A 24,504-nucleotide genomic window follows, 5' to 3' on the forward strand; every position below is an offset into this window, starting at 1 on the left:
TTAATTAACTACTCCTCTAATCTGATATCCAATCCTAGACCTTTCAATTCATGCATTAATACATTGAATGATTCAGGTAATCCTGGCTCTGGCATTGGTTCACCTTTAACAATACTTTCGTATGTTTTAGCTCTACCAATAACATCATCAGATTTAACGGTCAATATTTCTCTTAAGGTTGCAGAGGCTCCATAAGCTTCAAGAGCCCAAACCTCCATTTCACCAAAACGCTGACCACCAAACTGTGCTTTACCACCTAATGGCTGCTGCGTAATTAATGAATAAGGACCTATGGAACGTGCGTGCATCTTATCATCAACCATATGGCCTAGCTTCAACATGTAGATAACACCTACAGTTGCTGGTTGGTCAAAACGATCTCCTGTACCACCATCATATAGATAAGTGTGTCCAAATCTTGGTATTCCGGCTTCATCGGTAAATTCGTTGATTTGATCTAGAGTAGCACCATCAAAAATTGGTGTTGCATACGTACGATTCAATTTTTGACCAGCCCATCCAAGAACCGTTTCATAAATCTGACCGATGTTCATACGTGACGGTACACCAAGAGGATTCAATACAATATCAACAGGTGTTCCATCTTCAAGGAATGGCATATCTTCCTGACGAACGATACGCGCCACAATACCTTTGTTACCGTGACGACCTGCCATTTTATCACCAACTTTAAGCTTACGTTTTTTAGCAATGTAAACTTTAGCTAATTTGATAATACCAGCTGGTAATTCATCACCTACGGAAATCGTGAATTTCTCACGACGTAACGAACCTTGTAAATCGTTTTCTTTAATCTTGTAGTTGTGAATTAAGTCGGCAACTAATTTATTAGTATGATCATCTGTTGTCCATTGACCGCTCGTTAAGTGAACATAGTCATCAACCGCGTTCAACATTTTAAGTGTGTACTTTTTACCTTTTGGTAACACTTCCTCACCTAAATCATTGTAAACACCTTGAGCTGTTTTTCCACCTACAATAGCAAATAGTTTATCAACTAAAATGCTTTGTAAATCATCAAACTTCTTATTATAAAGTGCCTCTAATTGAGCTATATCCTCTTTATCTTGCGCTCTTTTTCGTTTATCCTTAACTGCACGAGAGAATAATTTTTTATCAATTACTACACCGTTTAATGAAGGAGACGCTTTTAATGACGCATCTTTAACATCACCGGCTTTATCTCCAAAGATTGCTCTTAATAACTTTTCTTCAGGTGTTGGATCTGATTCACCTTTTGGTGTAATCTTACCAATAAGAATATCACCAGGTTTTACTTCAGCACCCACACGAATCATACCGTGTTCATCTAAATCTTTGGTAGCTTCTTCCGAAACGTTAGGAATATCATTAGTCAATTCCTCGTTACCTAGTTTAGTATCACGAACTTCCAGTGAATACTCATCAATATGAATAGAAGTAAAAATATCCTCACGAACTACTTTTTCAGAAATTACAATCGCATCCTCAAAGTTATACCCTTTCCAAGGCATAAAGGCTACTTTCATATTTCTACCTAAAGCCAATTCGCCGTTTTGAGTTGCATAACCCTCACAAAGTACCTGACCTTTTGTAACCTTATCTCCTTTTCTAACAATGGATTTAAGATTGATTGAAGTTCCTTGGTTTGTCTTTCTAAATTTAACTAAAGGATATGTTTTGGTCTCACTGTCAAAACTTACTTTAGCCTCATCTTCAGTTCTATCATATTTAATGACAATTTCATTAGCATCTACGTACTCAACTACACCACTTCCTTCAGCATTAATTAAAACACGTGAATCCGTAGCTACCTGTCTTTCCAATCCAGTACCAACAATTGGTGCTTGAGGACGCAATAATGGAACTGCCTGACGCATCATGTTTGATCCCATCAAAGCACGGTTCGCATCATCATGCTCCAAAAATGGAATTAACGATGCTGAAATAGAAGCAATCTGGTTAGGAGCAACATCCGTGTAGTGAACTTTATCTGGCTCAACTACTGGGAAATCACCTTCCATTCTAGCAATTACCTTATCATGAACAATTTTACCTTTATCATCAACTTCAACAGTTGCTTGCGCAATTAATTGTTCTTCTTCTTCTTCTGCACTTAAGTAAATTGGATCACCTTTAATATCAACTACACCATCTTCTACTTTTCTGTAAGGCGTTTCAATGAATCCCATTGAGTTTACTTTTGCGTAAACCGATAGCGAAGAAATCAAACCAATGTTTGGCCCTTCAGGTGTTTCAATAGGACACAATCTTCCGTAGTGAGTATAGTGAACGTCACGAACCTCAAAACCAGCTCTTTCTCTTGAAAGACCTCCTGGTCCTAATGCTGATAAACGACGTTTGTGTGTTATCTCTGCCAATGGATTCGTTTGATCCATGAATTGAGATAACTGGTTAGTACCAAAGAATGAGTTAATTACCGACGATAAGGTCTTAGCATTAATCAAATCAATTGGTGTAAATACTTCGTTATCACGAACATTCATACGCTCACGAATAGTTCGTGCCATACGTGCTAAACCAACACCAAACTGTTGCGATAATTGTTCACCTACAGTACGTACACGACGGTTTGATAAGTGATCAATATCATCAATCTCTGCTTTAGAGTTGATAAGCTCAATTAAATATTTAATAATGGTAATGATATCTTCTTTTGTAAGCACCTGCTTATCCATTCCAATATCAAGACCTAATTTTTTGTTCATTCTGTAACGACCTACTTCACCTAAAGAGTAACGCTGGTCCGAGAAGAATAATTTGTCAATAATACCACGAGCCGTTTCTTCATCTGGCGGTTCGGCATTACGTAATTGACGGTATATGTGTTCAACAGCTTCTTTTTCAGAGTTTGTTGGGTCTTTTTGTAATGTGTTGTGAATAATAGCGTAATCACCTTGTTGAGCACTTTCCTTGTGTAAAAGAATGGTTTTAACGCTTGTTTCAAGGATCTCTTCGATATTGTCTTTATCAAGAACCGTATCACGATCTAATACAATCTCGTTACGCTCAATAGATACGACTTCACCTGTATCTTCATCCACAAAATCCTCGTGCCAAGTGTTCAAAACACGTGCTGCAAGTTTACGTCCTAATACTTTTTTCAATCCAGCTTTAGATACTTTTACTTCTTCGGCTAAATCAAAAATTTCTAATATATCTTTATCTCTTTCAAAACCAATTGCTCTGAATAACGTGGTAACTGGTAACTTTTTCTTACGGTCAATATACGCATACATCACACTATTGATGTCCGTTGCGAATTCAATCCAAGAACCTTTGAACGGAATGACTCTAGCCGAGTATAATTTTGTTCCATTAGCATGGAATGATTGACCAAAGAATACGCCTGGCGAACGGTGTAATTGTGAAACTACTACACGCTCGGCTCCATTAATAACAAAAGTACCACTTGGCGTCATGTATGGAATTGTCCCTAAATACACATCTTGAACAATGGTCTCGAAATCCTCATGTTCAGGGTCTGTACAGTACAATTTTAACCTCGCCTTCAGTGGAACGCTATATGTAAGTCCTCTTTCAATACACTCTTCAATGGTGTATCGTGGTGGATCGATAAAGTAATCTAAAAATTCTAAAACAAATTGATTACGTGTGTCTGTTATTGGGAAGTTTTCCATGAAGGTATTGTATAAACCTTCATCTCCTCGTTCTTCAGATTTAGTTTCTAGCTGGAAAAAATCCTGGAAGGATTTTATCTGAATATCCATAAAGTCAGGATATTCAGTTCTATTGACAATAGATGAGAAATTTAATCTTTCAGCTTGTTTTTCTAACATCAATGGACGGAATTTTGATTAAAAAAAATGTGACTGCGTATAGGTCACGGTTATATACGCAAAATGGTCTAGGCCCAGAAGTGATTAACTTCAGGCCTAAACCTTTATGTGTTTGGGGTGTTAAGCTTACTTAAGCTCAACCTCTGCTCCTGCTTCTTCTAAAGAAGTCTTTAAGCCTTCAGCTTCGTCTTTAGACACACCTTCTTTAATTGCGCTAGGTGCACCATCAACTAATTCTTTAGCTTCTTTTAATCCTAAACCAGTTAATTCCTTAACTAATTTTACAACTGCTAATTTAGAACCACCAGCGGCTTTAAGGATTACATCGAATTCTGATTTTTCTTCTGCAGCTTCACCACCACCAGCACCTGGGCCAGCAGCAACAGCTACTGCAGCAGCAGCAGGCTCGATACCATACTCATCTTTTAAAATAGTAGCTAACTCATTAACTTCTTTTACTGATAAGTTAACTAATTGTTCTGCGAAATCTTTTAAATCTGCCATTTTTCTATCGTTTTAATAAATTTTTAATTTTAATATAATTGTGTAAAAAGTGCGTACTTTTTTGGATTATCCTTCTTTTTCGGATAATGTTTTAATAATACCTGCAAGTTTACCGCCACTAGACTGAAGTGCTGAAATAACACTTTTAGCTGGTGATTGTAACAAGCCAATGATATCACCGATAACTTCTTCTTTAGATTTAATATCAACTAAAGCGTCAAGTTGTGCATCACCAATGTAAATAGCTTCCTCAATAAAGGCACCTTTTAAAAGTGGCTTATCTGATTTTTTACGGAAGTTTTTAATTACTTTGGCAGGAGCATTACCGGTTTCAGAATACATGACTGAAGTATTTCCTTTTAATGTTGAAGGAAGATCTCCAAAATCTTTATCTGATGCTTCCATTGCTTTTTCAAGCAAGGTATTTTTAACAACTGCTAATTTAATGTTAGCCTTAAAGCAAGCACGACGTAAATCTGAAGTCGCTCCTGCATTTAATCCAGATATATCTGCAAGATATATATTTGCATTATCGGCTAATTGCGCAGTTAAGTCTTTAATTACTTGTGATTTTTCCTCTCTAGTCATAATAAAAGTTTTAAACTACTTAACCAATTTTTGGATCAACGGCTAAACTAGGACTCATGGTACTTGACATATAAATGCTCTTTACATAAGTTCCTTTAGCTGCAGTTGGCTTAAGTTTTAATAATGTTTGTAATAATTCATTTGCATTACCTGCAATTTTATCAGCACTGAAAGATGCTTTACCTATAGATGCATGTACGATACCGGTTTTATCAACTTTAAAGTCAATTTTACCAGATTTCACATCATTTACAGCTTTAGCAACATCCATAGTTACCGTACCTGTTTTTGGGTTTGGCATTAGACCACGAGGACCTAATACACGTCCTAAAGGACCTAATTTACCCATTACACTTGGCATGGTAATGATAACATCCACGTCAGTCCAACCACCTTTGATTTTATCAAGGTATTCATCTAAACCAACATAATCAGCTCCAGCTTCTTTGGCTTCAGCTTCTTTATCTGGTGTTACCAATGCTAATACTTTCACGTCTTTACCAGTACCATGAGGCAGTGTAACAACACCTCTAACCATTTGATTGGCTTTACGAGGGTCAACACCTAAACGAACAGCAATATCTACTGATGCATCAAATTTGGTATTGGTAATTTCTTTCACTAATGAAGAAGCTTCATCAATAGAATACAGTTTCCCTTTTTCTATTTTTGCTAAAGCCTCCTTTTGTTTTCTTGTTAATCTTGCCATTTTTTAAAAATTTTTTAGATTAATTAGGGGCTTGGCCTCCTTTTACAGTTATACCCATAGATCTAGCAGTTCCAGCTACCATTGTCATGGCAGATTCAACTGTAAATGCATTTAAATCCTGCATTTTATCTTCAGCTATGGTTCTAATCTGATCCCAAGAAACTTTAGCTACTTTTTTAATATGAGGTTCACCAGAACCCTTCTTCACCTTGGCCGCTTCTAATAATTGTACTGCTGCAGGAGGTGTTTTGATTACAAAGTCAAATGACTTGTCTTTGTAAACAGAAATCACAACTGGTAATACTTTACCAGGCTTATCTTGAGTTCTCGCATTAAACTGCTTACAGAACTCCATGATATTAACTCCAGCGGCACCTAAAGCGGGTCCAACCGGTGGCGATGGATTCGCTGCACCTCCCCTAACTTGTAGTTTAACTACTTTACTTAATTCTTTTGCCATTTTTAATAATTTAGTTTATACAATTCTTATGATTGGAAGCGTAAGATTGTATTATATCTTGTAACAATTATTATACTTTTTCAACTTGCATATAACTTAATTCCAATGGTGTTTTTCTTCCGAAAATTTTAACCATGACCTCAAGTTTACGCTTTTCTTCATTGATTTTTTCAATAGTTCCATCGAATCCATTGAATGGTCCATCAATTACCTTAACCGTTTCACCTTTTGTAAACGGAATTGCCACATTAGCATCTGCCTCAAGAGACAACTCATCTACCTTACCTAACATTCTGTTAACTTCAGATTGTCTTAACGGCACAGGATCTCCTCCTTTTGTTTCACCTAAAAAGCCAATAACATTCGTTACTGATTTAATGATATGAGGTATTTCTCCAGTCAAATTTGCTTTAATCATGATGTAGCCAGGAAAATAAACTTTTTCTTTGTTTATCTTCTTGCCATTTCTAATTTGAATAACCTTTTCTGTTGGCACTAAAACCTCATCTACATAATCTTCAAATCCTAAACGGGCAATTTCGTTTTCGATGTAAGTTTTGATCTTATTTTCTTGACCACTTACAGCTCTAACTACATACCACTTTTTTTCATTTCCTTCAGACATACAATTTTATTTTATCCGTTAATCCATTTAAAGTAAAATCCTATGGCTTTGCTGAACACTGTATCTACTCCCCAAATTGCTAACGAGAAAATAATTGAAAAAACTGCTACTAAAACAGTTAAACTCTGTGCTTCTGCCCATGACGGCCAAGTCACATTATTTTTTAATTCTCCGAACGATTCTTTTATATAGTTTACAAATCCAGCCATTATATTATTTTTTTCAATATTGAGAGCCTCAAAATGACGACGGCTCTGTACTTTGTTTAACTCTGCACGGGTTGAGAGGCTCGAACTCCCGACACCTGGTTTTGGAGACCAGTGCTCTACCAACTGAGCTAAACCCGTAAATACAAGTCAAGGTATTCCGAAAAAACGGAATACCTTAACTTTATTATTTATTGAATTTTATTAATCTAAAATTTCAGTTACCTGACCAGCACCAACTGTTCTACCACCTTCACGGATAGCGAAACGTAAACCTACGTTCATGGCGATTGGTTGGATTAACTCAACAGTAATTGTTAAGTTATCACCAGGCATTACCATCTCAACTCCATCAGGAAGCGCGATGTTTCCAGTTACGTCAGTTGTACGTACGTAGAACTGTGGACGGTAGTTATTGTGGAATGGTGTGTGACGACCTCCTTCTTCTTTTTTCAAGATATAAACCTCAGCTTTGAATTTTTTGTGAGGAGTAACAGATCCTGGTTTAGTAATAACCATACCTCTTGAGATTTGAGTTTTCTCAATACCTCTTAATAAGATACCAGCATTATCTCCAGCCTCACCTCTATCAAGAATTTGACGGAACATTTCAATACCAGTAATAGTAGAAGTTAACTTTTCAGCACCCATACCAATGATTTCAACTGGGTCACCAGTGTTAGCAACACCTGTTTCAATACGACCAGTAGCAACAGTACCACGACCAGTAATAGAGAATACGTCTTCAATTGGCATTAAGAAAGGCTTATCCATATCACGAACTGGCTCTTCAATCCATGAATCACAAGCTTCCATTAATTCCATAACTGTATCAACCCACTTTTGCTCACCATTAAGTGCACCTAAAGCAGAACCTGAAATTACAGGACCATTATCACCATCGTACTCATAGAAGTTTAATAAATCTCTAACTTCCATATCAACCAATTCCAATAATTCCTCATCATCAACCATGTCAACTTTGTTCAAGAAAACAACGATTCTTGGAATACCTACTTGACGGCCTAATAAGATGTGCTCACGAGTTTGTGGCATAGGACCATCAGTAGCAGCTACAACTAAAATTGCACCATCCATTTGAGCAGCACCAGTTACCATGTTCTTAACGTAATCCGCGTGACCTGGACAGTCAACGTGAGCATAGTGACGATTTGCTGTTTGATATTCTACGTGAGATGTATTAATTGTAATACCTCTTTCTTTCTCTTCCGGAGCGTTATCAATTTGATCGAATGATCTTGCTTCTGAAAAACCTGCATCAGCTAATACTTTAGTAATAGCAGCAGTTAAAGTTGTTTTACCGTGATCTACGTGTCCAATAGTACCAATATTTAAGTGTGGTTTTGAACGATCGAAAGTTGCCTTTGCCATGTTTAATTTATTTTAATCTTAATTTATATTAGTGTTCAATTTAATGCATCTTGAAAAGAGCCAATGACGAGATTTGAACTCGTGACCTCTTCCTTACCAAGGAAACGCTCTACCCCTGAGCTACACCGGCTTTTCATTTACGATTGCCGATTTAAGATTTACGATTCGTAAACCGCATACCGTAACTCGTAAATTTTAGAGCGGGAGACCGGGTTCGAACCGGCGACATTCAGCTTGGAAGGCTGACGCTCTACCAACTGAGCTACTCCCGCAATTTTAATTTTTTGTGGGGAGAGCAGGATTCGAACCTGCGAAGTTAAAAAACAACAGATTTACAGTCTGTCCTCGTTGGCCGCTTGAGTATCTCCCCAATAAAAAATATGTTTCAGTTTCTTAAAGAACTTGAGCCGATGGAGGGACTCGAACCCACGACCTGCTGATTACAAATCAGCTGCTCTAGCCAGCTGAGCTACATCGGCTTTTCATCACTTTTTTAGCTAAAAAAAAGCCCGCTATTTCTAACGGACTGCAAATGTATATATTTATTTTCTTATTCAAAACATTTTTCGAAAAATTTTATCATAAATATGCTCTTAATTTTTCTTTTCGCTTTTTAAGCTGTCTTTCCAATGAGGCAACAGCACTATCAGCTCCTTCTTCAAAGGTTTTACATTGTTTTTTTACAACAAAACTATCACCTGGTACACTTAATCGAGCTTCAAATATTTTATTGGCTTTGTCACTGGTATTTTCTACTTTTAAAAACACATCTGATTGAATCACCTTATCATAAAATAAATCCAGCTTGTCCATTCGTTTTTGAATGAAGTCTATCAATTTTCTATCTGCGCTAAAATTGACTGATTGCGTGTTTACTTTCATACTCTACTAATTTTCGTTAAACAATAGATTAAATTTTCCTATTTGTCACTTCTGGGGTGCGATTTCAGGTATACTTTTTTCAATTCCGAAATACTATTGTGTGTATATACTTGTGTCGCGGCTAAACTAGAGTGACCAAGCAGTTCCTTTACTGCATTTAAATCTGCACCTTGATTTAATAAATGAGTCGCAAATGAATGTCTTAATATGTGCGGACTCTTTTTTACCTTGGAAGATGCTAAACTAAAATACTCATTTATTATTCGGTAAACAAGTGTTTCATAAATTTTAACGCCTTTTTGGGTTAAAAACAAGTAATCAGAATCTTTGATTATTTCTAAATTATTTCTGGATTCTAAATAACTTTTTAAAGTTTCAATCACAGATTGAAGTAACGGAATAAAACGCTCTTTATTGCGCTTACCCAATACTTTTAATGTTTTTTTTGAAAAATCAATATTCGCAATTTTGATTTCAATCAATTCAATACGCCGAATCCCTGTTGAATAAAATAATTCAATAATCAACTTATCGCGCATGCCCTCAAAGGTGTTGTCAAAATCCCAATGATCTAAAACCGCTGTTACTTCTTTTTCAGAAAAAGGGATTTGAACCTTTTTACTTGTTTTAAGTGCTTTGTGTTTTGCTAATGGATTGGTTGTGATGTCTCCTACTTTCATGAGGAATTTAAAATAGGAATTCAGTGAGGATATCTTTCTATTAATCGATCTATTGGTCAAGCCTTTTTCTACCAAAGAGACAATCCAGCTCCTTATTTGTGAATAATTGACAAGAAGTAAGCTGTCGTCGTCATATTCCGAAACTATAAAATTAGAAAATTCATTTAAGTCTCTTTCATAGGCATTGACTGTTAGGTTGGAATAGTTCTTTTCTAACTGTAAGTATTCTAAAAAAGACTTCAAGGACATACTTCATTGTATTTTTATAAAATTACAATCTTTTTTAATAATCACGTTTTAATGCAAAAAAAATCCTGCAACAATTATATGTGCAGGATTTTATATCATAATTAGTGAAATACTAAATATCTTCTTGATCTCTTAAACGCTGAATGTATTGCGCTTTTTGAATTTGTGCCCTACGAGCAACAGAAGGCTTTGTAAACTGCTTACGCGTTTGTAATGCTCGCTTTGTACCCGTTCTATCAAACTTACGCTTGTAACGCTTTAGCGCTCTATCTATATTTTCTCCGTCTTTAATTGGTATAATTAACATAGTTCTTAACCTCCTCTCTTTTAGAATTTTCAGGATGCAAAAATAATAACAAATTTAAATCCTGCAATAGAAATTATATTTTTTTATTCTTTAAATAATGAATACCGCTTTGTTAAATCTTGAATAAGCTTTTCCTCTTCCTCACTTTCCAACAAGGTATTGTAATTTTTCCAGAAATCTTTATCATAAGGTTTCGGCGAAAAAATATCCGCATCCCAGATTTTGGTTAGGGCATCTGCAACGACTTCTGGTTCGGTTATAATTTCAGTAAACAAAATTTCTTGCACTGTATAATAATACCGCTCATCTTTATTGACGGCCGATTCATCAACTTCTGTTCTCGGATCATCTACAGCAACACCAACATTCACCAATTTTGGTGTTTCATAATAAATGTAATTCAAATACATTTTATCTTGATACTCTTTGTATGAAATGATTAGTTTATGATTCAAATCGGTATCAAAAAGTGTTTTACTTCTATTGCGCTGCGCTTGAGAGGCAGCGTGCAATTCATACTCAATTCTCTTAATAGCATAGGTGTCCCAATACACATAAATCCACCCTTTGGGTTGAAATCCGTCATTAAACACACCTTTGGTTTCTAAATTGACATGTTCAAAACTTTCAGATATCTGAAGTTTATAAATTTTTCTGTCGTTTTCAACTAAAACCGTATCCAGTTTAAATTGATGCTTGCTTAAAACATCTTCTATATCAAACAATGCATTCGGGTTTCCAGAATTTCTAACCATATTCAACTTACCATGAAACAAGGTTTCCAATCCATTAATTCGATTATCATTCCATTTGATAGCCTTTATTAGCGAGGTCGTTTTAATGGTATCACGGTTTAAGTTTCTGGATTTCAACTGAACGCCTTTGTTACGTAAATAAGACGTATAAGTCAACACACTATCTACGTCACGCAGATCATAACTTTTTCTGACCTGATCGACATTAACTTTAACATCGCCAAGCGAAATAGAATCAAATCCAGGATCATATAATGTAATGGCACTTTCTATTAACCATTTGAACTCCTTTTTGTTTCGTTCCTTATGACGCAGAAATCCTTTTTGCAAATAGGACGAGTCTGGTAAGTTTTCAGGAAGCTCTTCCAAGACCCGAAGCATAATATCATTTCCTGTTTTGGGTCTCGTTTCAGCTACAAGTAAGACCTCATCCAGAGATGCTACATCTGGGTCTAGATATACATCAAATGAACTATCAAACTCACCTACAGGAATCTTATAACTTTTAAATCCAATAGAAGAAATCACCAAAGTATCCTTAAGATGTTTATTGGGCACAACCAATACAAACTTACCATCGGTATTGGTTATGGTTCCAATGGTGGTGTTTTGAACATATACATTGGCACTTTCCAAAGGCATAAATGTTTCGCCATCCAAAACGGTGTTTTTTAATTCGGTTTGTGAAAAGGCCATAGTTGAAAACAACGCGATGGTAATTCCCAAAAAATACTTAACTGACTTCATTCTTAAGCTATTTGGTTGCAGGTTTATAGTCTTTTCCGTCCAAAGTCATTTTTGCAATAATTTCACGTAGAATTTCAGAAGTTCCACCGCCTATTGGTCCCAAACGGCTATCACGAAGTAATCGCGCCATAGGATATTCTTCCATGTAACCATAACCGCCTAAAAATTGCAGGCATTGGTAAATAACCTCATCGGCCATTTTAGTTGACTGTAATTTTGAAATGGTCGCTTCTTTTACAACATACTCACCCTTATCCATTCTATATGCTACAGAATAATTGAATTCCTTACACACTTCCATGTAACTGTATGCATCAGAAAAGCTATGACGTAAAGCTTGAAACGAATTGATGGTTTTTCCAAATGCCTGACGCTCACTCATATATTGTTTTGCGTAATCTAAAGCATATTCTGCTCGTGCATGGGCATTCACGCCCATAATTAATCGTTCAAAAGCAAAATGCTGCATGATATATGGAAATCCCTTCCCTTCTTCTCCCATGAGATTGGATACAGGAATTTTTACGTTATCAAAAGCTATTTCGGCAGTATCACTAGCACGCCAACCCAACTTGTCCAATTTTGTTGAAGAAACACCTGGCGTATCACGATCAATGATAAACATGCTGATACCCTTATTTCCTAATTCAGGATTGGTTTTGGCTGCAACCACCAAGTAGTCACTATAAACGCCATTGGTGATAAATGTTTTGGATCCATTAATTACATAACTATCACCTTGCCTAACAGCCGTTGTGCGCATACCAGCTACATCACTTCCGCCAAAGGGTTCGGTTACACACAAGCAGCCAATCATATCGCCAGAAATACTGGCTGTTAAATATTTTTGTTTAATAGCTTCACTTCCTTCTGCATTGACATGCGTCATCGCCAAGTAGGCATGCGCCCACATATTGGCGGCAAAACCACCTGAATTTATTTTTTGTAATTCTTCAAGAAAAATAACGGTATAAAACAAATCGAGATTCAAACCGCCATAAGCCTCTGGGTAATTGACCCCAAAAAAGCCCATGTCACCAAACTTCTTCCAGATAAAACGCTCAACCGCTCCATCTTTTTCCCATTTCTCTATATGTGGTGTGACTTCTTTCTTTAAAAAATCCTGCAGGCTTTCCCTAAACATTTGATGTTCTTCGGTGAAGTACATACTATTCATAAATCAAATTTTAACGTTTTATTCGAGCATCAAATATAACTTAATTATCTCAATTTTATTGAGTGGAAAACCCTTTACTTTTGTTAAATCATCAAGAGATTTGAAGCCTTCTCGCAAGGTTCGCTCTTCAATAATGCTATGCGCAATTTCGTAGTCTATGTATTTAATGGTGACCAGTTGGTCACGTGTGGCAGTATTTAAATTTATTCTTTGAATGCTCCTTGGAGTCTTTACTGTGAATCTATTGGTAATGTTTTCAATAACCTCGCGCTTTAGTCCGTAAACTTCCTGTAATTCCACATCGGATGCAAAACCACCATCGAATTGATTTCGGTATTTTATAATATTTGCTGACAATTTCTCACCTACACCATAAACACTTTGTAGTTGGCTAGCTGTTGCTTGATTCAAATCGATTTTCTGGTTGTAAGTCTTTGGGGTGTTATCATACGTTTTGCTGTTATAGGATTTGTTAACTTTTGGATTTGTCACCCATTCAGGGAACTTGAAATAAGGTGATATAATTTCCAATAACGAATCTGACACTTGGGTGACCTGTTGAAATTCTTCTGCTGAATTAACCCATTGGTCTTTGGCCCTAAAGGCTAAAAGTCTATCGATTTCTTCTGACGACATCCCGAGAGTATAACCTTTGTAATCTGTAATGTAATTGGGATTAAACGGATAAATTTTAGGTTTCGAGTTTTCTGTCTTCACTTGTTTTAATGAATCAATTTCATTCTGAAAGGCGATTAATTCTGACCCACTTTTAAATGGTTCATCATTTGAAAAATCACTAAAATAATACAAGCACTGAAAAGTAATAATCAAAACCAACAATAAAAAAATCCCATTTCGCTGCTTTTTTGAAAACGTGAAATGGGATTTGATATGTTGCATATTTACAGTTTTAATTACATGTGCTTTGTAATGTCTTCATGGCCATCCTCTAATGCCTCCTTTTTGATAGATATCGCATTTAGATAACGTGCCATTTCTTCGCGTACTTTAGGGAACAAGAGTAATAAACCAATCATATTTGGAAATACCAAAGCCAAGATCATGGCGTCCGAGAATTTAATAACAGCATCTAAAGTTGCTGCTGCTCCAATAACCACAAATAACAAGAACAATACTTTGTATGTTAAATCAGCCGCTTTACCTCTTCCAAATAAGTATTTCCAAGACTGCAATCCATAGTAAGACCAAGAAATCATAGTTGAAAAGGCAAATAATACAATTGCAATCGTCAACACATAAGAGAAGCCTGGTATAACCGAGTCAAAAGCTTCAGATGTTAAATCAACACCACCTATTTGTTCTCCAGTGGCATTAATCATTACGTTACTGCCTTCTACTGCGCCATAAGTAAATACGCTCTGCATATTGGCACCATCAATATTGAAGAATATAATAACCAATGCTGTCATTGTACAGATAACTACTGTATCAATAAAAGGCTCTAATAGCGCTACAACACCTTCTGATGCTGGGTATTTGGTTCTTACGGCTGAATGCGCAATGGCAGCCGATCCAGCACCTGCTTCGTTAGAGAAAGCCGCACGTTGGAAACCAACAATTAAGACTCCCATAAAACCACCTAATCCTGCCATTGGCGTGAAGGCACCTTCAATAATTAAACTAAATGCATCATCTATATATTGGTAATTGGCAAAAATTATTATTAAAGCTGCCAATATGTAAATACCAGCCATAAAAGGCACCACTTTTTCAGTGATTTTTGCAATTCGCTTAATACCTCCTATGATTACAATACCAACCAAAATAGCCAACACGACACCAATGATGGTACCAGTAGCGCCACCTTCTAATCCCATTAGGGATGATAATTGAACAGTCGCTTGATTTGATTGAAATGCGTTTCCACCTCCAAATGAAGCTCCAACACATAATATAGCAAAAAGCACAGCTAAAACTTTACCAATTCCGGCTTTTCCTGTTGCTTTCAATCCTTTGGATAAATAATACATAGGACCACCATAAATGGTTCCATCTTCACCGACATCGCGATACTTGACACCAAGTGTGCACTCCACAAACTTTGTTGACATCCCCAATAATCCACAAACAATCATCCAAAAAGTTGCTCCTGGTCCTCCTGTAGCAATTGCAACGGCAACACCCGCAATATTACCCAAGCCAACTGTTCCAGACACAGCTGTTGCCAAAGCCTGAAAATGAGAAACTTCACCATGAGCACTTTCATCACGAATAGTATCTTTAATATCTTCTTCAGCAAGCGCTTCATCATTATCATATAATTTATCAACTCCGTGCTTCTCTATGTCTACATATCGTCCACGAACCGTATTAATTGCCGTTGGAAATTTTGTAATACTTGGAACTTTAAAGTACAATGTAAAGAATGTCGCTCCAGCAACCAACAGAATTACAACTACTGGCACATTAAGACCTGCTATGGGCACTGAAGTCAATATAAACCCTTCCCACCAAGATGCGACAGGCATAAAGGCATCGTTTACTTTTTCATCAATTCCCTTTTCTTGAGCGAAGGTTATAAAAGGGACAATTAAGGTCAATAGAAACAGAAGATATTTCTTCATAATTTGAAAAGTTAGTTTAGTTTTTGTTTTAAAGCTAGCAAGATGCTAAAAAAAATTGAGTTTTTAAAACAAGAGTTGTTAAATCACTACAAATGCGATGTGATATTGTATTCGGAATTTAATCTCTGTATTTGTTCTGGTCTGCCTAGAACAATAATTTTTGAATTGGGCAGGAGTTTCTGATCTGCTTCAGGATTCACAATATACTCGCCATCACCATTTTTATAACCAATAACGTTGCAACCCGTTTTTCTCCGTAAATCCAAATCACGAATAGTTTTAATTTCAGAAGCATCATACAATTTATTTACAGGAATTTCTTCAATATTGATATTAGATTTACCCACGATGGATAAATTATCAATAAACTCAATTAAATCAGGAACCACAACCAAGGATGCCATGTGGTCGCCTCCTATTTTATCTGGAAGAATGACGTTATTGGCTCCCGCCAATTTCAGTTTTTTATATGAGGTTTCCTGTGATGCGCGACTGATAATGGTCAATTTATCATTTATTTGCCTAGCGGATAAGACGACAAATAAATTATCAGCATCGTTTGGTAAAGCTGAAATCAACGTACTGGCGCGTTCGATGCCTGCCTGAAATAAGACTTCATCTTCATTGGCATTACCATGTATAAATGGAACCAATTCATTTTGGTATTTATCAATTATCTCCTTCTCTCTTTCAATAACAACAAAAGGTTTCTTGTAGGCTATTAGTTTGGTAACAGCCTGCTTGCCATTTCGCCCGTAGCCACATACGATGATATGGTTAGACAAACTATCAATCTTTTTTTGCATCTTTTTTTGTTTTAGTTCATCAATATTATTTTGACTCAATATGTATTCCGTTATAACCTTTAATGCATAACCCACAATAACAACGCTGGCTAAAATTAGAAAAATAGTAAAAATTTTAGAAGCATCATCCAATGGCCTAACCTCTCCGAACCCAACTGTTGTAATGGTAATTACGGTCATATAAAGCGCATTGATCCACGAGTAACCCGAAAGCACCTTAAACCCTAAAACACCAATGAACAACAAAGCTACCAACAGAATGATAGCTGTGTATATTTTAGATCGGAATAAACGTAATATTTTATTACTCATGTTTTATAAATCAAAAACTGATGATCGTTTGGTGTACAATAAATCTTTAATTCGCATCCAAAATGCAATAAATAAATACAAGGCAAAACCAAAGCCCAAGGTCACAAAAGTTAGATACATGAACGAGGTTCTAACCACCTTGGCACGGATTCCCAATCGGTCAGCTATGCGCTGACACACATAGTATCCATGCTTTTGAAAATAGAGTAAAGACCTGTAGAAAATGTTCATGCCGCAATGTAACAATTTATTCGTTTAGTAAGGCGTTTCCAACTGCACATTGTAAACACTTTTTCTTATCACAATAGGCTGTTTTCAGTTGAATGAGCGCTTGTGAATATCCAGACGAATTGGGTATGAACCTTAAACCCTGAAATTTAGAAACGATACTGTTTTTCTCGGCAGGTATTTCATTGATGAGCTCAAAAATGGATTCCGTTATATCCTGTCCCTGACTTTTGGCATAGGCAAACTGAATAGGAACAATTGTGTTAATAATCAATAGGTTTATAAAAGATTTAGTCAGTCCCTTTTTTGATTTTCTTGATGGTGTCCCGAAGTTATAATGTGCTTCCCAATAGTTGGATGTAGACACTTCAAATAGCTTATAGATACTTCCTAAATCATCACAATTTATGATACTAGAAAACAAATTTTGACGTGTATGGTACAAACTAGCTAACTGCGACAGACGAATGGTTGGAAAATTGGTGGGACGCAATCTAAAAAACTGCACTGGCAACACCTTTGTATTATCTAATGAAAACTTATGCTTTATAAAAGTATATCTCTTGATTAAATCATCATAATGGCTATCCTGATATGACTTATCTAACAATCCAGCTTGTCCAAAAAACAAGGCTTCCAAATCTGCCTGATTGGATTGCAACTTTCTGATAATTGAAAAATCCATGGAGTTGGCCATACTCAAAAAAGCCTCGCCATTTATATTGAGCCCGAAGTTTTTGGCTAGCATGGCACACAACACCGCTTCCCAATTGTTCTTTGATTTTTGCAACAGTTTTTCAATAACTTGAGACTTTTGTTCCAAACGCTCAAAATAGAGTCGCTCCAACCAATTAGAAAGGACGAAATCATCTACGTTTGCAAAATCTTTTTCACAATAAATCCATTGGTTTTGCTTTTGGAAAAGCTGATTATAATTGTTTAGAAACTTGCTATCTACAATTGGTTTTAACTCTAACGTTGGAATAGCCGTATTGTCTTTTCGGAACACATCGGTATCATGTTCCCAAACCACATGTAAGATGACGTTGTCGTAATTGGCATCGGTTTCATGATGGTGGACATACCAGTCACTGGATTTGATGTGAATTTCCACATTACCTGCCCATAATTGCCCATCAATATTTATTTGAGCATTGAAAAAATCAGGGCCTGCACCCAAATTGTGCTGACCCAATGACTTGATAACCACCGATTGGTTTTGGGTTGTCTTTAAGTTGGTAGATTGGAATTTGTTGAACTTCCAGATATGGTGCAGCAGGGTTTCTTGCATTAAAACAAGTTACTAAAAATTAATTTTGATTTTAAGAGCCTTTTATAAAATTTACTATTTTGTAGGTTCACAATTAAGCCATGCCTTGTTATGTATGTCCTTTTCATTCTTTTAATTATGATTACTCAAAATACCACAACACTCTATGATTTTAATACAAAAAGCCAAGCCAATGATTGGCTAGTTGTTGATGATGTTGTTATGGGTGGGCAATCCGATGGTAATTTTTACATAGACGAAAACGGCCATGGGGTTTTTGAAGGCACTATATCATTAGAAAATAATGGTGGTTTTTCCTCTATAAAGCATGAATGTCAAACCATTGAAGTTAAGGGTTATTCGAAAATTAGGTTGCACGTAAAAGGAGACGGCAATACTTACCAAGTGCGCATAAAAAACAAACGAGACAACTATTATTCCTATACGGCTTATTTTCAGTCTGATACTAATTGGGGAACTATTGAAATACCTTTTGAAGCCTTATTGCCAGTTTTTCGAGGCAGAGATTTAGATTTGCCTAATTTTCAAGGTGAAACCATTGAAGAGGTTGGCATACTAATCGGTAATAAAAAAGCACAATCGTTTAAATTGTTAATTGATAAAATTGAATTGGTTAAATAATTTTTCAAACTCTATTTTGTAAGATAAAAAGAGAACTCCGTTTCTGTCTGTTGATAGGCAGGTAACTGCTGATATAAAATATCTTAACGCTTTATAGCATACTAATTATAAAATCATGTTAGAAATTTATTCAAAAATTCTTGAAAATGCTTACAACACTTCCTTTTTAATTCCAAAAGGAACAATGAGTTTTTCCAACAAAGAAAACTTCATTAAGTACAAAAACGCATTACTTTTTTTGGTAGAGAATGGATTACTAGAAGAAATGCCTCAAAAAAGACACCGAATAACAAACAAAGGTAGAGAGGTATATGAGAATGAAGGTATATTTACCTATTTATTAAATCAACAAACAAGTAAGGCTAGAGATGAGCATAAACAAGAAGTTGATTATAATCTCTCAATAAGTCGATTAGAGCTTACAAAAAAAATATTGGATGATTACAAATGGACAAAATGGCTGTCACGATTTGCTTTTTTGATATCTGTTGGATTGGCCGTTTTAAAACTTATTGAATATTTAAATAAATAGAAACGAAAGAAAGTTCTGATTAACTAATCAATATACCCCATTTTACGCATCCAGTCGTTATTAAACATTTTGCCTACATAACGACTGCCATGGTCGTGAAACAAGACCACAACCACATCATCCTTACCAAAATGTTCTTTTAACTGCAACACCCCTTTTATGGCTGCACCAGCCGAGTTGCCTAAGAACATCCCTTCTTCTTTAGCCAATAACTGGGTGTAAACCGCCGCATCTTTATCGGTTACTTTAGTAAAGCCATCAATAATGGAGAAATCCACATTTTCAGGTAGAATATCTTCACCAATACCTTCGGTTACATAAGGATAGATTTCCTTTTCATCAAAAATACCAGTTTCGTGATATTTTTTAAACACACTACCATAGGTATCTACACCCCAAACCTTAATATTAGGGTTTTGTTCTTTTAAATATTTACCCACACCTGAAATGGTTCCACCAGTACCAACACCAACAACAAAATGCGTGACTTTGCCATCGGTCTGTTCCCAAATCTCAGGACCTGTACTTTCATAATGTGCCTTGGCATTACTTGGGTTGTCATATTGGTTAACGTACCATGAATTTGGTGTTTCTTCACCCAAACGTTTGGATACGGAATAGTAACTGCGAGGATCTGTTGGTTCTACATCCGTTGGACACACCACTACTTCGGCACCAACCGCACGAAGGATATCCATTTTTTCTTTTGACTGTTTGTCCGAAATTACAAAAATACATTTGTAGCCTTTTACAATGGCTGCCAATGCTAGACCCATTCCCGTATTCCCTGAAGTTCCTTCAATTATGGTTCCACCAGGTTTTAAGCGACCATCGGCTTCGGCATCTTCAATCATTTTTAAAGCCATACGGTCTTTAACCGAGTTGCCTGGATTAAAGGTTTCGTATTTGGACAATACCAAACATGGTAATTCGGCAGTTAGCTTGTTTATTTTAACTAAAGGTGTGTTACCAATAGTTTCCAATATATTTTTAGCGTATTTCATGGTCGTTTATTTGCGATGCAAATTTACAGTAAAAGTTAGAAAAGTAAAGAAATGATGTAGTTATTTAAAGCAAGTCTCAATTTTTGAGATTGCCACGTCGCTCGCTCCTCGCAATGACAAGACTACTCAAAACGTATAGCCTTGACGGGTGATATTTTTGTAATGATATAGGACGGAACAATTAACATCAACATACACATTATAAAGGTGCCAATATTCAATGCGACCATGTAACCAAAACTTAAATAAACAGGTGCTTCCGTCACGTAATAGACATCTGGATTTAAAGGGAATAATTTGAAATATTTTTGAGCCAGCAGAATACCCAAACCTATAAGATTACCCCAAAACAATCCTAATACAATGAGGTATGATGCATTGTAAAGAAATATTTTTCGGATGCCCAAGTTACTACTTCCCAGAGCCTTTAGGATTCCAATCATTTGCGTGCGCTCCAGAATAAGGACCAATAGAGCTGTAATCATATTGATGCCTGCCACCAAAATCATGATACCAATAATACCATAGATGTTTTTGTCAAAAATGTTAATCCATTCAAATATGGAGGCAAATTTCTGTTCTACAGTTATCGTATTGAGTTCAGAGGGTGTATTTTGATAAATAGCATTCTGAATTTGGTCCAAATCATCATAATTCGATACAAAGACTTCAAAATGCCCAACCTCTTCACCTATCTTCCATTTATTAAGACGTTGCAAATGTTTGATATCTGAAATGATATAGGTTTTATCAAACTCCTGAAAACCCGAATTGTAAATCCCCACTATTTTATAAGGAATAATTCGTGGTTGTTTGTTGTAGTCTTCCCGTAAGAAGTAAGTTTGAATGGTATCACCCAAATTGAGTTTTAGCCTATTGGCAACGTATTGGGATATCAATACATCTTCACTGTAAGTGTCAGTATATTTAGGCAATTCACCTGCCACCAAAAATTCCTGAAAATAATCCCACTTGAAATCGGTACCAACTCCTTTTACAATAACCGCCTCAAAATCGGTTTCGGTTCGGATGATTCCAAATTTAGTAGCCACCCCTTGAATGTGATCAACACCTTCAACCGTTTTAAACTCTGGATAAAACTCTTGATTCAGTGATATGGATCCATCACTTTCCTGGGAATTATTATTCCCAAATTTAGAAATCATAATATGGCCATTGAAGGCCACAACCTTATCCCGAATCTTTTGTTGCAGGCCAATACCCGTAGCAATAGCAATCATCATGACCACCATACCAATAGCTATAGCTGCGATGCCAATTTTTATTATTGGTGCCGAAACGCTACTTTTATACGCTTTACTATCAATTATACGTTTAGCTGTAAAATACTCGAAGTTCAAATGGCGCAATTAAGTTTTTATAAAATCAAAAATACAGTTTTATTATTTGTTTTGGCATTGATTTCCTGTGGAAACTTTTCGCAAACAGAACAAGCCGCTAGTAAAAAACCTTTTGAAGAAAATCCTAAAGAAATTCCGCAAAATCTGGAGATCATTGTGGGTGCAAACCTTACCGAGCAATACCTGTCAGTACTGAACGGCAAACAGGTAGGGATTGTTGCCAATCAAACATCGGTTATTTTTAAAGAAACAGGTTTCACCCATTTAGTAGATTCATTAGTATCCTTAAACGTTGATGTTGTAAAAGTATTTGCCCCAGAACACGGTTTTCGTGGTACCGCAGATGCTGGTGAGCTCGTAAAAGATGGCATTGATACCAAAACGGGATTACCGATTATTTCACTTTATGGAAAAAACAAAAAACCATCCAAAGAACAACTAGCCGATATTGATTTAGTCATTTTTGATATTCAGGATGTTGGCGCGCGCTTCTATACCTATATTTCGACGTTACATTATGTTATGGAGGCTTGTGCCGAACAGCGCATTCCTCTATTGATTTTAGATAGGCCCAATCCAAATGGGCACTACATTGACGGTCCGATTTTGGAACCTGAACATCAAAGTTTTGTTGGTATGCATCCTGTACCAGTAGTACACGGCATGACCATAGGTGAATACGCTCAAATGATTAATGGTGAAAAGTGGCTGAAAAATAATGTGATATGTGATTTAAAAATTATTAGCTGCGAAAATTACACGCATGAATCCTCATACAGCTTACCCATAAAACCCTCACCTAATTTACCAAATGATGCAGCTATCAATTTGTATCCAAGTTTATGTTTTTTTGAAGGTACTAATGTCAATGCTGGTCGTGGAACCGATAAACAATTTCAGGTTTTTGGCAGTCCTTACTTGAATAATCAAATATTTAAATTTCAATATACACCCGAATCTAATGATGGTGCAAAATACCCCAAACATGAGGGCAAAGTTTGCTATGGTATGGATTTAAGTGATACTAAAAAATTAGATCGATTGGATTTAAGTTATTTAATTCAAGCCTTTAAAAACACTGCAAACCAAAACCAATTCTTTATTGACTTCTTTACCAAACTGGCAGGGACAAAAAAACTTCAGCAGCAAATTGAAAATGGTTTAACTGAAGAAGCTATTAAAGCGTCTTGGGTTGAAGGCTTAAAGGATTATCGCAACATGCGGAAACCGTACCTGTTGTATGATTAATTATCTGAATAGGATAATTTTGTGCGCTCGACAGAGGTCAAGTTTTTCGAGTCATAAATGTGTAATACGAACACAATCTTTTTTGAAGATTGACTGACCACTAAAACATGTTTCCCCTTTGAAAGTTCTGACAGAGGAAGCTTAAACTCATTTTTATTGACATAGGAATCTATCTCTCGCTTGTAATCAGAATTTATGGAATACACATAAGTAATTGGCTTATTACTTTGCAACAACAAGGTGTCTTTAGACTGATTTAAATCGTGAAAAATATCGGATGCACTGATATTGGAATTCTTTTCAATTAGTCCAATATGACTTGACTGCGCTGAAGCGCGATAACAAGTTCCTGTAGCGCAACAAATAGCTAAAGCAAAATAAAACGAATGTTTCCCAATCATTATTTAATATGTTTAAAACAACATACTTTAATGAATCCCAGACGGTAAACATATATAAATCAACTAGTTAAAATACTAGTTACTCTATAAACAGCAAATAAACAGGATGAAATTCAGTTTTTGATAAAAAGGAATACTAATTTAATCATATCAAATTCCATAATTTATTTATCCGGCAAGATGGTAGGCTTCTGATATTTTTGAAAGGGTTGTTTCAATAACTCCCCTATTTTCCCATTGGCTTCTTCATCTGGAAAAACATCCACACCATATACTATTTTTTCGCGATCCAATTCCATATAGGTTCCAAAAAGTCTATCCCAAATTGAAAAAATATTGCCATAATTCGAATCGGTATAAGGCAACACATAATGATGATGCACCTTATGCATATCAGGCGATACAATAAAATAACTCAATAACTTATCAGCCTTTTTAGACATTTTAATATTGGCATGCGTAAACTGTGTTGCTACAAGAGATAGCGATTGATAAAGCATCACAATACCTATGGGTGTTCCTACAACAAAAACGCCAAACAATGTAAAGGCAAAACGAATGACACTCTCAATAGGATGATGTCTGTTAGCTGTAGTCGTGTCAACATTATGATCTGTGTGATGAACCAAATGCACCATCCATAAAGGTTTCGCCTTGTGTTCAACATAATGCGCCAAATAAGCACCAAAAAAATCCAACAATAAGACACCCAATAAAACGTAAAGCCATAGTGGCATTTCAGGTAACCAATTAATAAGTCCAAAATTATTCGCCGAAACCCAATCAGCGGTTTTAAGCAGTAAAAAAGCAAACGCAAAATTAATAATGACTGTAGTAAGAGTGAAAAACAAATTTGGCAGTGCATGTTGCCACTTTCTGTATTTGAATTTGAATAATGGCAACGAACCTTCCAACAACCAAAAAAAAGTAATACCACCCACAAGAATGATACTTCTATGAAGTGACGGAATGGTTTCAAAATAATTAATTAAATCCTGCATGAATACCTACTA

Annotated in this window: 25 protein-coding genes and 5 tRNA genes; 3 read left to right on the forward strand and 27 right to left on the reverse strand. The window is 36.0% G+C overall.

What is annotated here, in order from left to right:
• Window positions 1-8: 8 nt before the first annotated feature.
• The 23 genes from rpoB to C1T31_RS05070 all read right to left on the reverse strand — a co-directional run bounded on the left by rpoB (window position 9) and on the right by C1T31_RS05070 (window position 18,324).
• Window positions 9-3,821: a DNA-directed RNA polymerase subunit beta gene (gene rpoB, locus C1T31_RS04960; protein WP_103051387.1), complete on the reverse strand. Its 3,813-nt coding sequence runs from the start codon at window positions 3,819-3,821 to the stop codon at window positions 9-11.
• A gap of 126 nt (window positions 3,822-3,947) precedes the next feature.
• Window positions 3,948-4,325 carry a 50S ribosomal protein L7/L12 gene (gene rplL / locus C1T31_RS04965; protein ID WP_103051388.1) on the reverse strand — a complete coding sequence of 126 codons (378 nt, stop codon included), beginning with the start codon at window positions 4,323-4,325 and terminating at the stop codon, window positions 3,948-3,950.
• A gap of 66 nt (window positions 4,326-4,391) precedes the next feature.
• Window positions 4,392-4,913, reverse strand: a complete 522-nt coding sequence (rplJ, locus tag C1T31_RS04970) for a 50S ribosomal protein L10 (RefSeq protein ID WP_103051389.1) — start codon at window positions 4,911-4,913, stop codon at window positions 4,392-4,394.
• A gap of 19 nt (window positions 4,914-4,932) precedes the next feature.
• Window positions 4,933-5,622: a 50S ribosomal protein L1 gene (rplA, locus tag C1T31_RS04975; protein ID WP_103051390.1), complete on the reverse strand. Its 690-nt coding sequence runs from the start codon at window positions 5,620-5,622 to the stop codon at window positions 4,933-4,935.
• A 19-nt stretch (window positions 5,623-5,641) separates the two neighbouring features.
• Window positions 5,642-6,082: a 50S ribosomal protein L11 gene (rplK, locus tag C1T31_RS04980; RefSeq protein WP_103051391.1), complete on the reverse strand. Its 441-nt coding sequence runs from the start codon at window positions 6,080-6,082 to the stop codon at window positions 5,642-5,644.
• 70 nt (window positions 6,083-6,152) lie between these two features.
• On the reverse strand, window positions 6,153-6,707 hold the full coding sequence (nusG, locus tag C1T31_RS04985; protein ID WP_103051392.1) for a transcription termination/antitermination protein NusG: 555 nt from the start codon (window positions 6,705-6,707) through the stop codon (window positions 6,153-6,155).
• A gap of 11 nt (window positions 6,708-6,718) precedes the next feature.
• Window positions 6,719-6,916 carry a preprotein translocase subunit SecE gene (gene secE, locus C1T31_RS04990; protein ID WP_103051393.1) on the reverse strand — a complete coding sequence of 66 codons (198 nt, stop codon included), beginning with the start codon at window positions 6,914-6,916 and terminating at the stop codon, window positions 6,719-6,721.
• A 65-nt stretch (window positions 6,917-6,981) separates the two neighbouring features.
• A tRNA-Trp gene (locus C1T31_RS04995) sits at window positions 6,982-7,054 on the reverse strand.
• A gap of 63 nt (window positions 7,055-7,117) precedes the next feature.
• Window positions 7,118-8,305, reverse strand: a complete 1,188-nt coding sequence (gene tuf, locus C1T31_RS05000) for an elongation factor Tu (protein ID WP_103051394.1) — start codon at window positions 8,303-8,305, stop codon at window positions 7,118-7,120.
• A gap of 58 nt (window positions 8,306-8,363) precedes the next feature.
• A tRNA-Thr gene (locus C1T31_RS05005) sits at window positions 8,364-8,435 on the reverse strand.
• Window positions 8,436-8,504: 69 nt separating this feature from the next.
• Window positions 8,505-8,577, reverse strand: a tRNA-Gly gene (locus C1T31_RS05010).
• A gap of 15 nt (window positions 8,578-8,592) precedes the next feature.
• Window positions 8,593-8,675: transfer RNA gene (locus C1T31_RS05015), tRNA-Tyr, on the reverse strand.
• 35 nt (window positions 8,676-8,710) lie between these two features.
• A tRNA-Thr gene (locus C1T31_RS05020) sits at window positions 8,711-8,784 on the reverse strand.
• A gap of 100 nt (window positions 8,785-8,884) precedes the next feature.
• Window positions 8,885-9,187, reverse strand: coding sequence for a ribosome hibernation-promoting factor, HPF/YfiA family (hpf, locus tag C1T31_RS05025; protein ID WP_103051395.1), 303 nt, complete (start codon window positions 9,185-9,187; stop codon window positions 8,885-8,887).
• A 38-nt stretch (window positions 9,188-9,225) separates the two neighbouring features.
• The gene (locus C1T31_RS05030) at window positions 9,226-10,116 is read right to left on the reverse strand and encodes a tyrosine-type recombinase/integrase (RefSeq protein ID WP_103051396.1); all 891 of its coding nucleotides are present in this window, start codon (window positions 10,114-10,116) and stop codon (window positions 9,226-9,228) included.
• Between the two features lie 112 nt (window positions 10,117-10,228).
• Entirely contained in the window at window positions 10,229-10,423 is a 195-nt protein-coding gene (rpsU, locus tag C1T31_RS05035) for a 30S ribosomal protein S21 (protein WP_103051397.1), read from the reverse strand.
• 83 nt (window positions 10,424-10,506) lie between these two features.
• Window positions 10,507-11,925, reverse strand: a complete 1,419-nt coding sequence (locus C1T31_RS05040) for a carboxypeptidase-like regulatory domain-containing protein (RefSeq protein ID WP_103051398.1) — start codon at window positions 11,923-11,925, stop codon at window positions 10,507-10,509.
• 7 nt (window positions 11,926-11,932) lie between these two features.
• Complete coding sequence (locus tag C1T31_RS05045; protein WP_103051399.1) at window positions 11,933-13,102, reverse strand: acyl-CoA dehydrogenase family protein; 1,170 nt, start codon at window positions 13,100-13,102, stop codon at window positions 11,933-11,935.
• 18 nt (window positions 13,103-13,120) lie between these two features.
• Window positions 13,121-14,002: a ComEA family DNA-binding protein gene (locus tag C1T31_RS05050; protein ID WP_103051400.1), complete on the reverse strand. Its 882-nt coding sequence runs from the start codon at window positions 14,000-14,002 to the stop codon at window positions 13,121-13,123.
• Between the two features lie 14 nt (window positions 14,003-14,016).
• The gene (locus C1T31_RS05055) at window positions 14,017-15,687 is read right to left on the reverse strand and encodes an alanine/glycine:cation symporter family protein (RefSeq protein WP_103051401.1); all 1,671 of its coding nucleotides are present in this window, start codon (window positions 15,685-15,687) and stop codon (window positions 14,017-14,019) included.
• Between the two features lie 86 nt (window positions 15,688-15,773).
• The gene (locus C1T31_RS05060; protein WP_103051402.1) at window positions 15,774-16,805 is read right to left on the reverse strand and encodes a potassium channel family protein; all 1,032 of its coding nucleotides are present in this window, start codon (window positions 16,803-16,805) and stop codon (window positions 15,774-15,776) included.
• 3 nt (window positions 16,806-16,808) lie between these two features.
• Window positions 16,809-17,036 carry a PspC domain-containing protein gene (locus C1T31_RS05065; protein WP_103051403.1) on the reverse strand — a complete coding sequence of 76 codons (228 nt, stop codon included), beginning with the start codon at window positions 17,034-17,036 and terminating at the stop codon, window positions 16,809-16,811.
• Window positions 17,037-17,052: 16 nt separating this feature from the next.
• On the reverse strand, window positions 17,053-18,324 hold the full coding sequence (locus C1T31_RS05070) for a DUF2851 family protein (protein WP_103051404.1): 1,272 nt from the start codon (window positions 18,322-18,324) through the stop codon (window positions 17,053-17,055).
• A 117-nt stretch (window positions 18,325-18,441) separates the two neighbouring features.
• On the opposite strand from C1T31_RS05070, the gene C1T31_RS05075 reads away from it, so the two are divergent.
• Together C1T31_RS05075 and C1T31_RS05080 are read left to right on the forward strand one after the other, a co-directional pair.
• The gene (locus C1T31_RS05075; RefSeq protein WP_103051405.1) at window positions 18,442-18,945 is read left to right on the forward strand and encodes a CIA30 family protein; all 504 of its coding nucleotides are present in this window, start codon (window positions 18,442-18,444) and stop codon (window positions 18,943-18,945) included.
• A gap of 115 nt (window positions 18,946-19,060) precedes the next feature.
• Window positions 19,061-19,477 carry a hypothetical protein gene (locus C1T31_RS05080; RefSeq protein ID WP_103051406.1) on the forward strand — a complete coding sequence of 139 codons (417 nt, stop codon included), beginning with the start codon at window positions 19,061-19,063 and terminating at the stop codon, window positions 19,475-19,477.
• Window positions 19,478-19,500: 23 nt separating this feature from the next.
• Here C1T31_RS05080 and C1T31_RS05085 read toward each other — a convergent pair whose 3' ends face one another.
• Together C1T31_RS05085 and C1T31_RS05090 are read right to left on the reverse strand one after the other, a co-directional pair.
• The gene (locus C1T31_RS05085; protein WP_103051407.1) at window positions 19,501-20,481 is read right to left on the reverse strand and encodes a PLP-dependent cysteine synthase family protein; all 981 of its coding nucleotides are present in this window, start codon (window positions 20,479-20,481) and stop codon (window positions 19,501-19,503) included.
• A 122-nt stretch (window positions 20,482-20,603) separates the two neighbouring features.
• Entirely contained in the window at window positions 20,604-21,842 is a 1,239-nt protein-coding gene (locus C1T31_RS05090) for an ABC transporter permease (RefSeq protein ID WP_103051408.1), read from the reverse strand.
• Between C1T31_RS05090 and C1T31_RS05095 the strand changes: the two genes are divergently transcribed.
• Window positions 21,843-23,090 (forward strand): exo-beta-N-acetylmuramidase NamZ family protein, encoded by a 1,248-nt coding sequence (locus C1T31_RS05095; protein WP_103051409.1) that lies wholly within the window; start codon window positions 21,843-21,845, stop codon window positions 23,088-23,090.
• On the opposite strand, the gene C1T31_RS05100 is transcribed toward C1T31_RS05095, so the two are convergent.
• Together C1T31_RS05100 and C1T31_RS05105 are read right to left on the reverse strand one after the other, a co-directional pair.
• Entirely contained in the window at window positions 23,087-23,491 is a 405-nt protein-coding gene (locus C1T31_RS05100) for a hypothetical protein (protein ID WP_103051410.1), read from the reverse strand. The genes C1T31_RS05095 and C1T31_RS05100 overlap by 4 nt on opposite strands.
• Before the next feature lie 164 nt (window positions 23,492-23,655).
• On the reverse strand, window positions 23,656-24,492 hold the full coding sequence (locus C1T31_RS05105) for a sterol desaturase family protein (protein ID WP_103051411.1): 837 nt from the start codon (window positions 24,490-24,492) through the stop codon (window positions 23,656-23,658).
• Window positions 24,493-24,504 lie beyond the last annotated feature (12 nt).

Source organism: Hanstruepera neustonica (assembly GCF_002895005.1).
Taxonomy (GTDB): Bacteria; Bacteroidota; Bacteroidia; order Flavobacteriales; family Flavobacteriaceae; genus Hanstruepera; species Hanstruepera neustonica.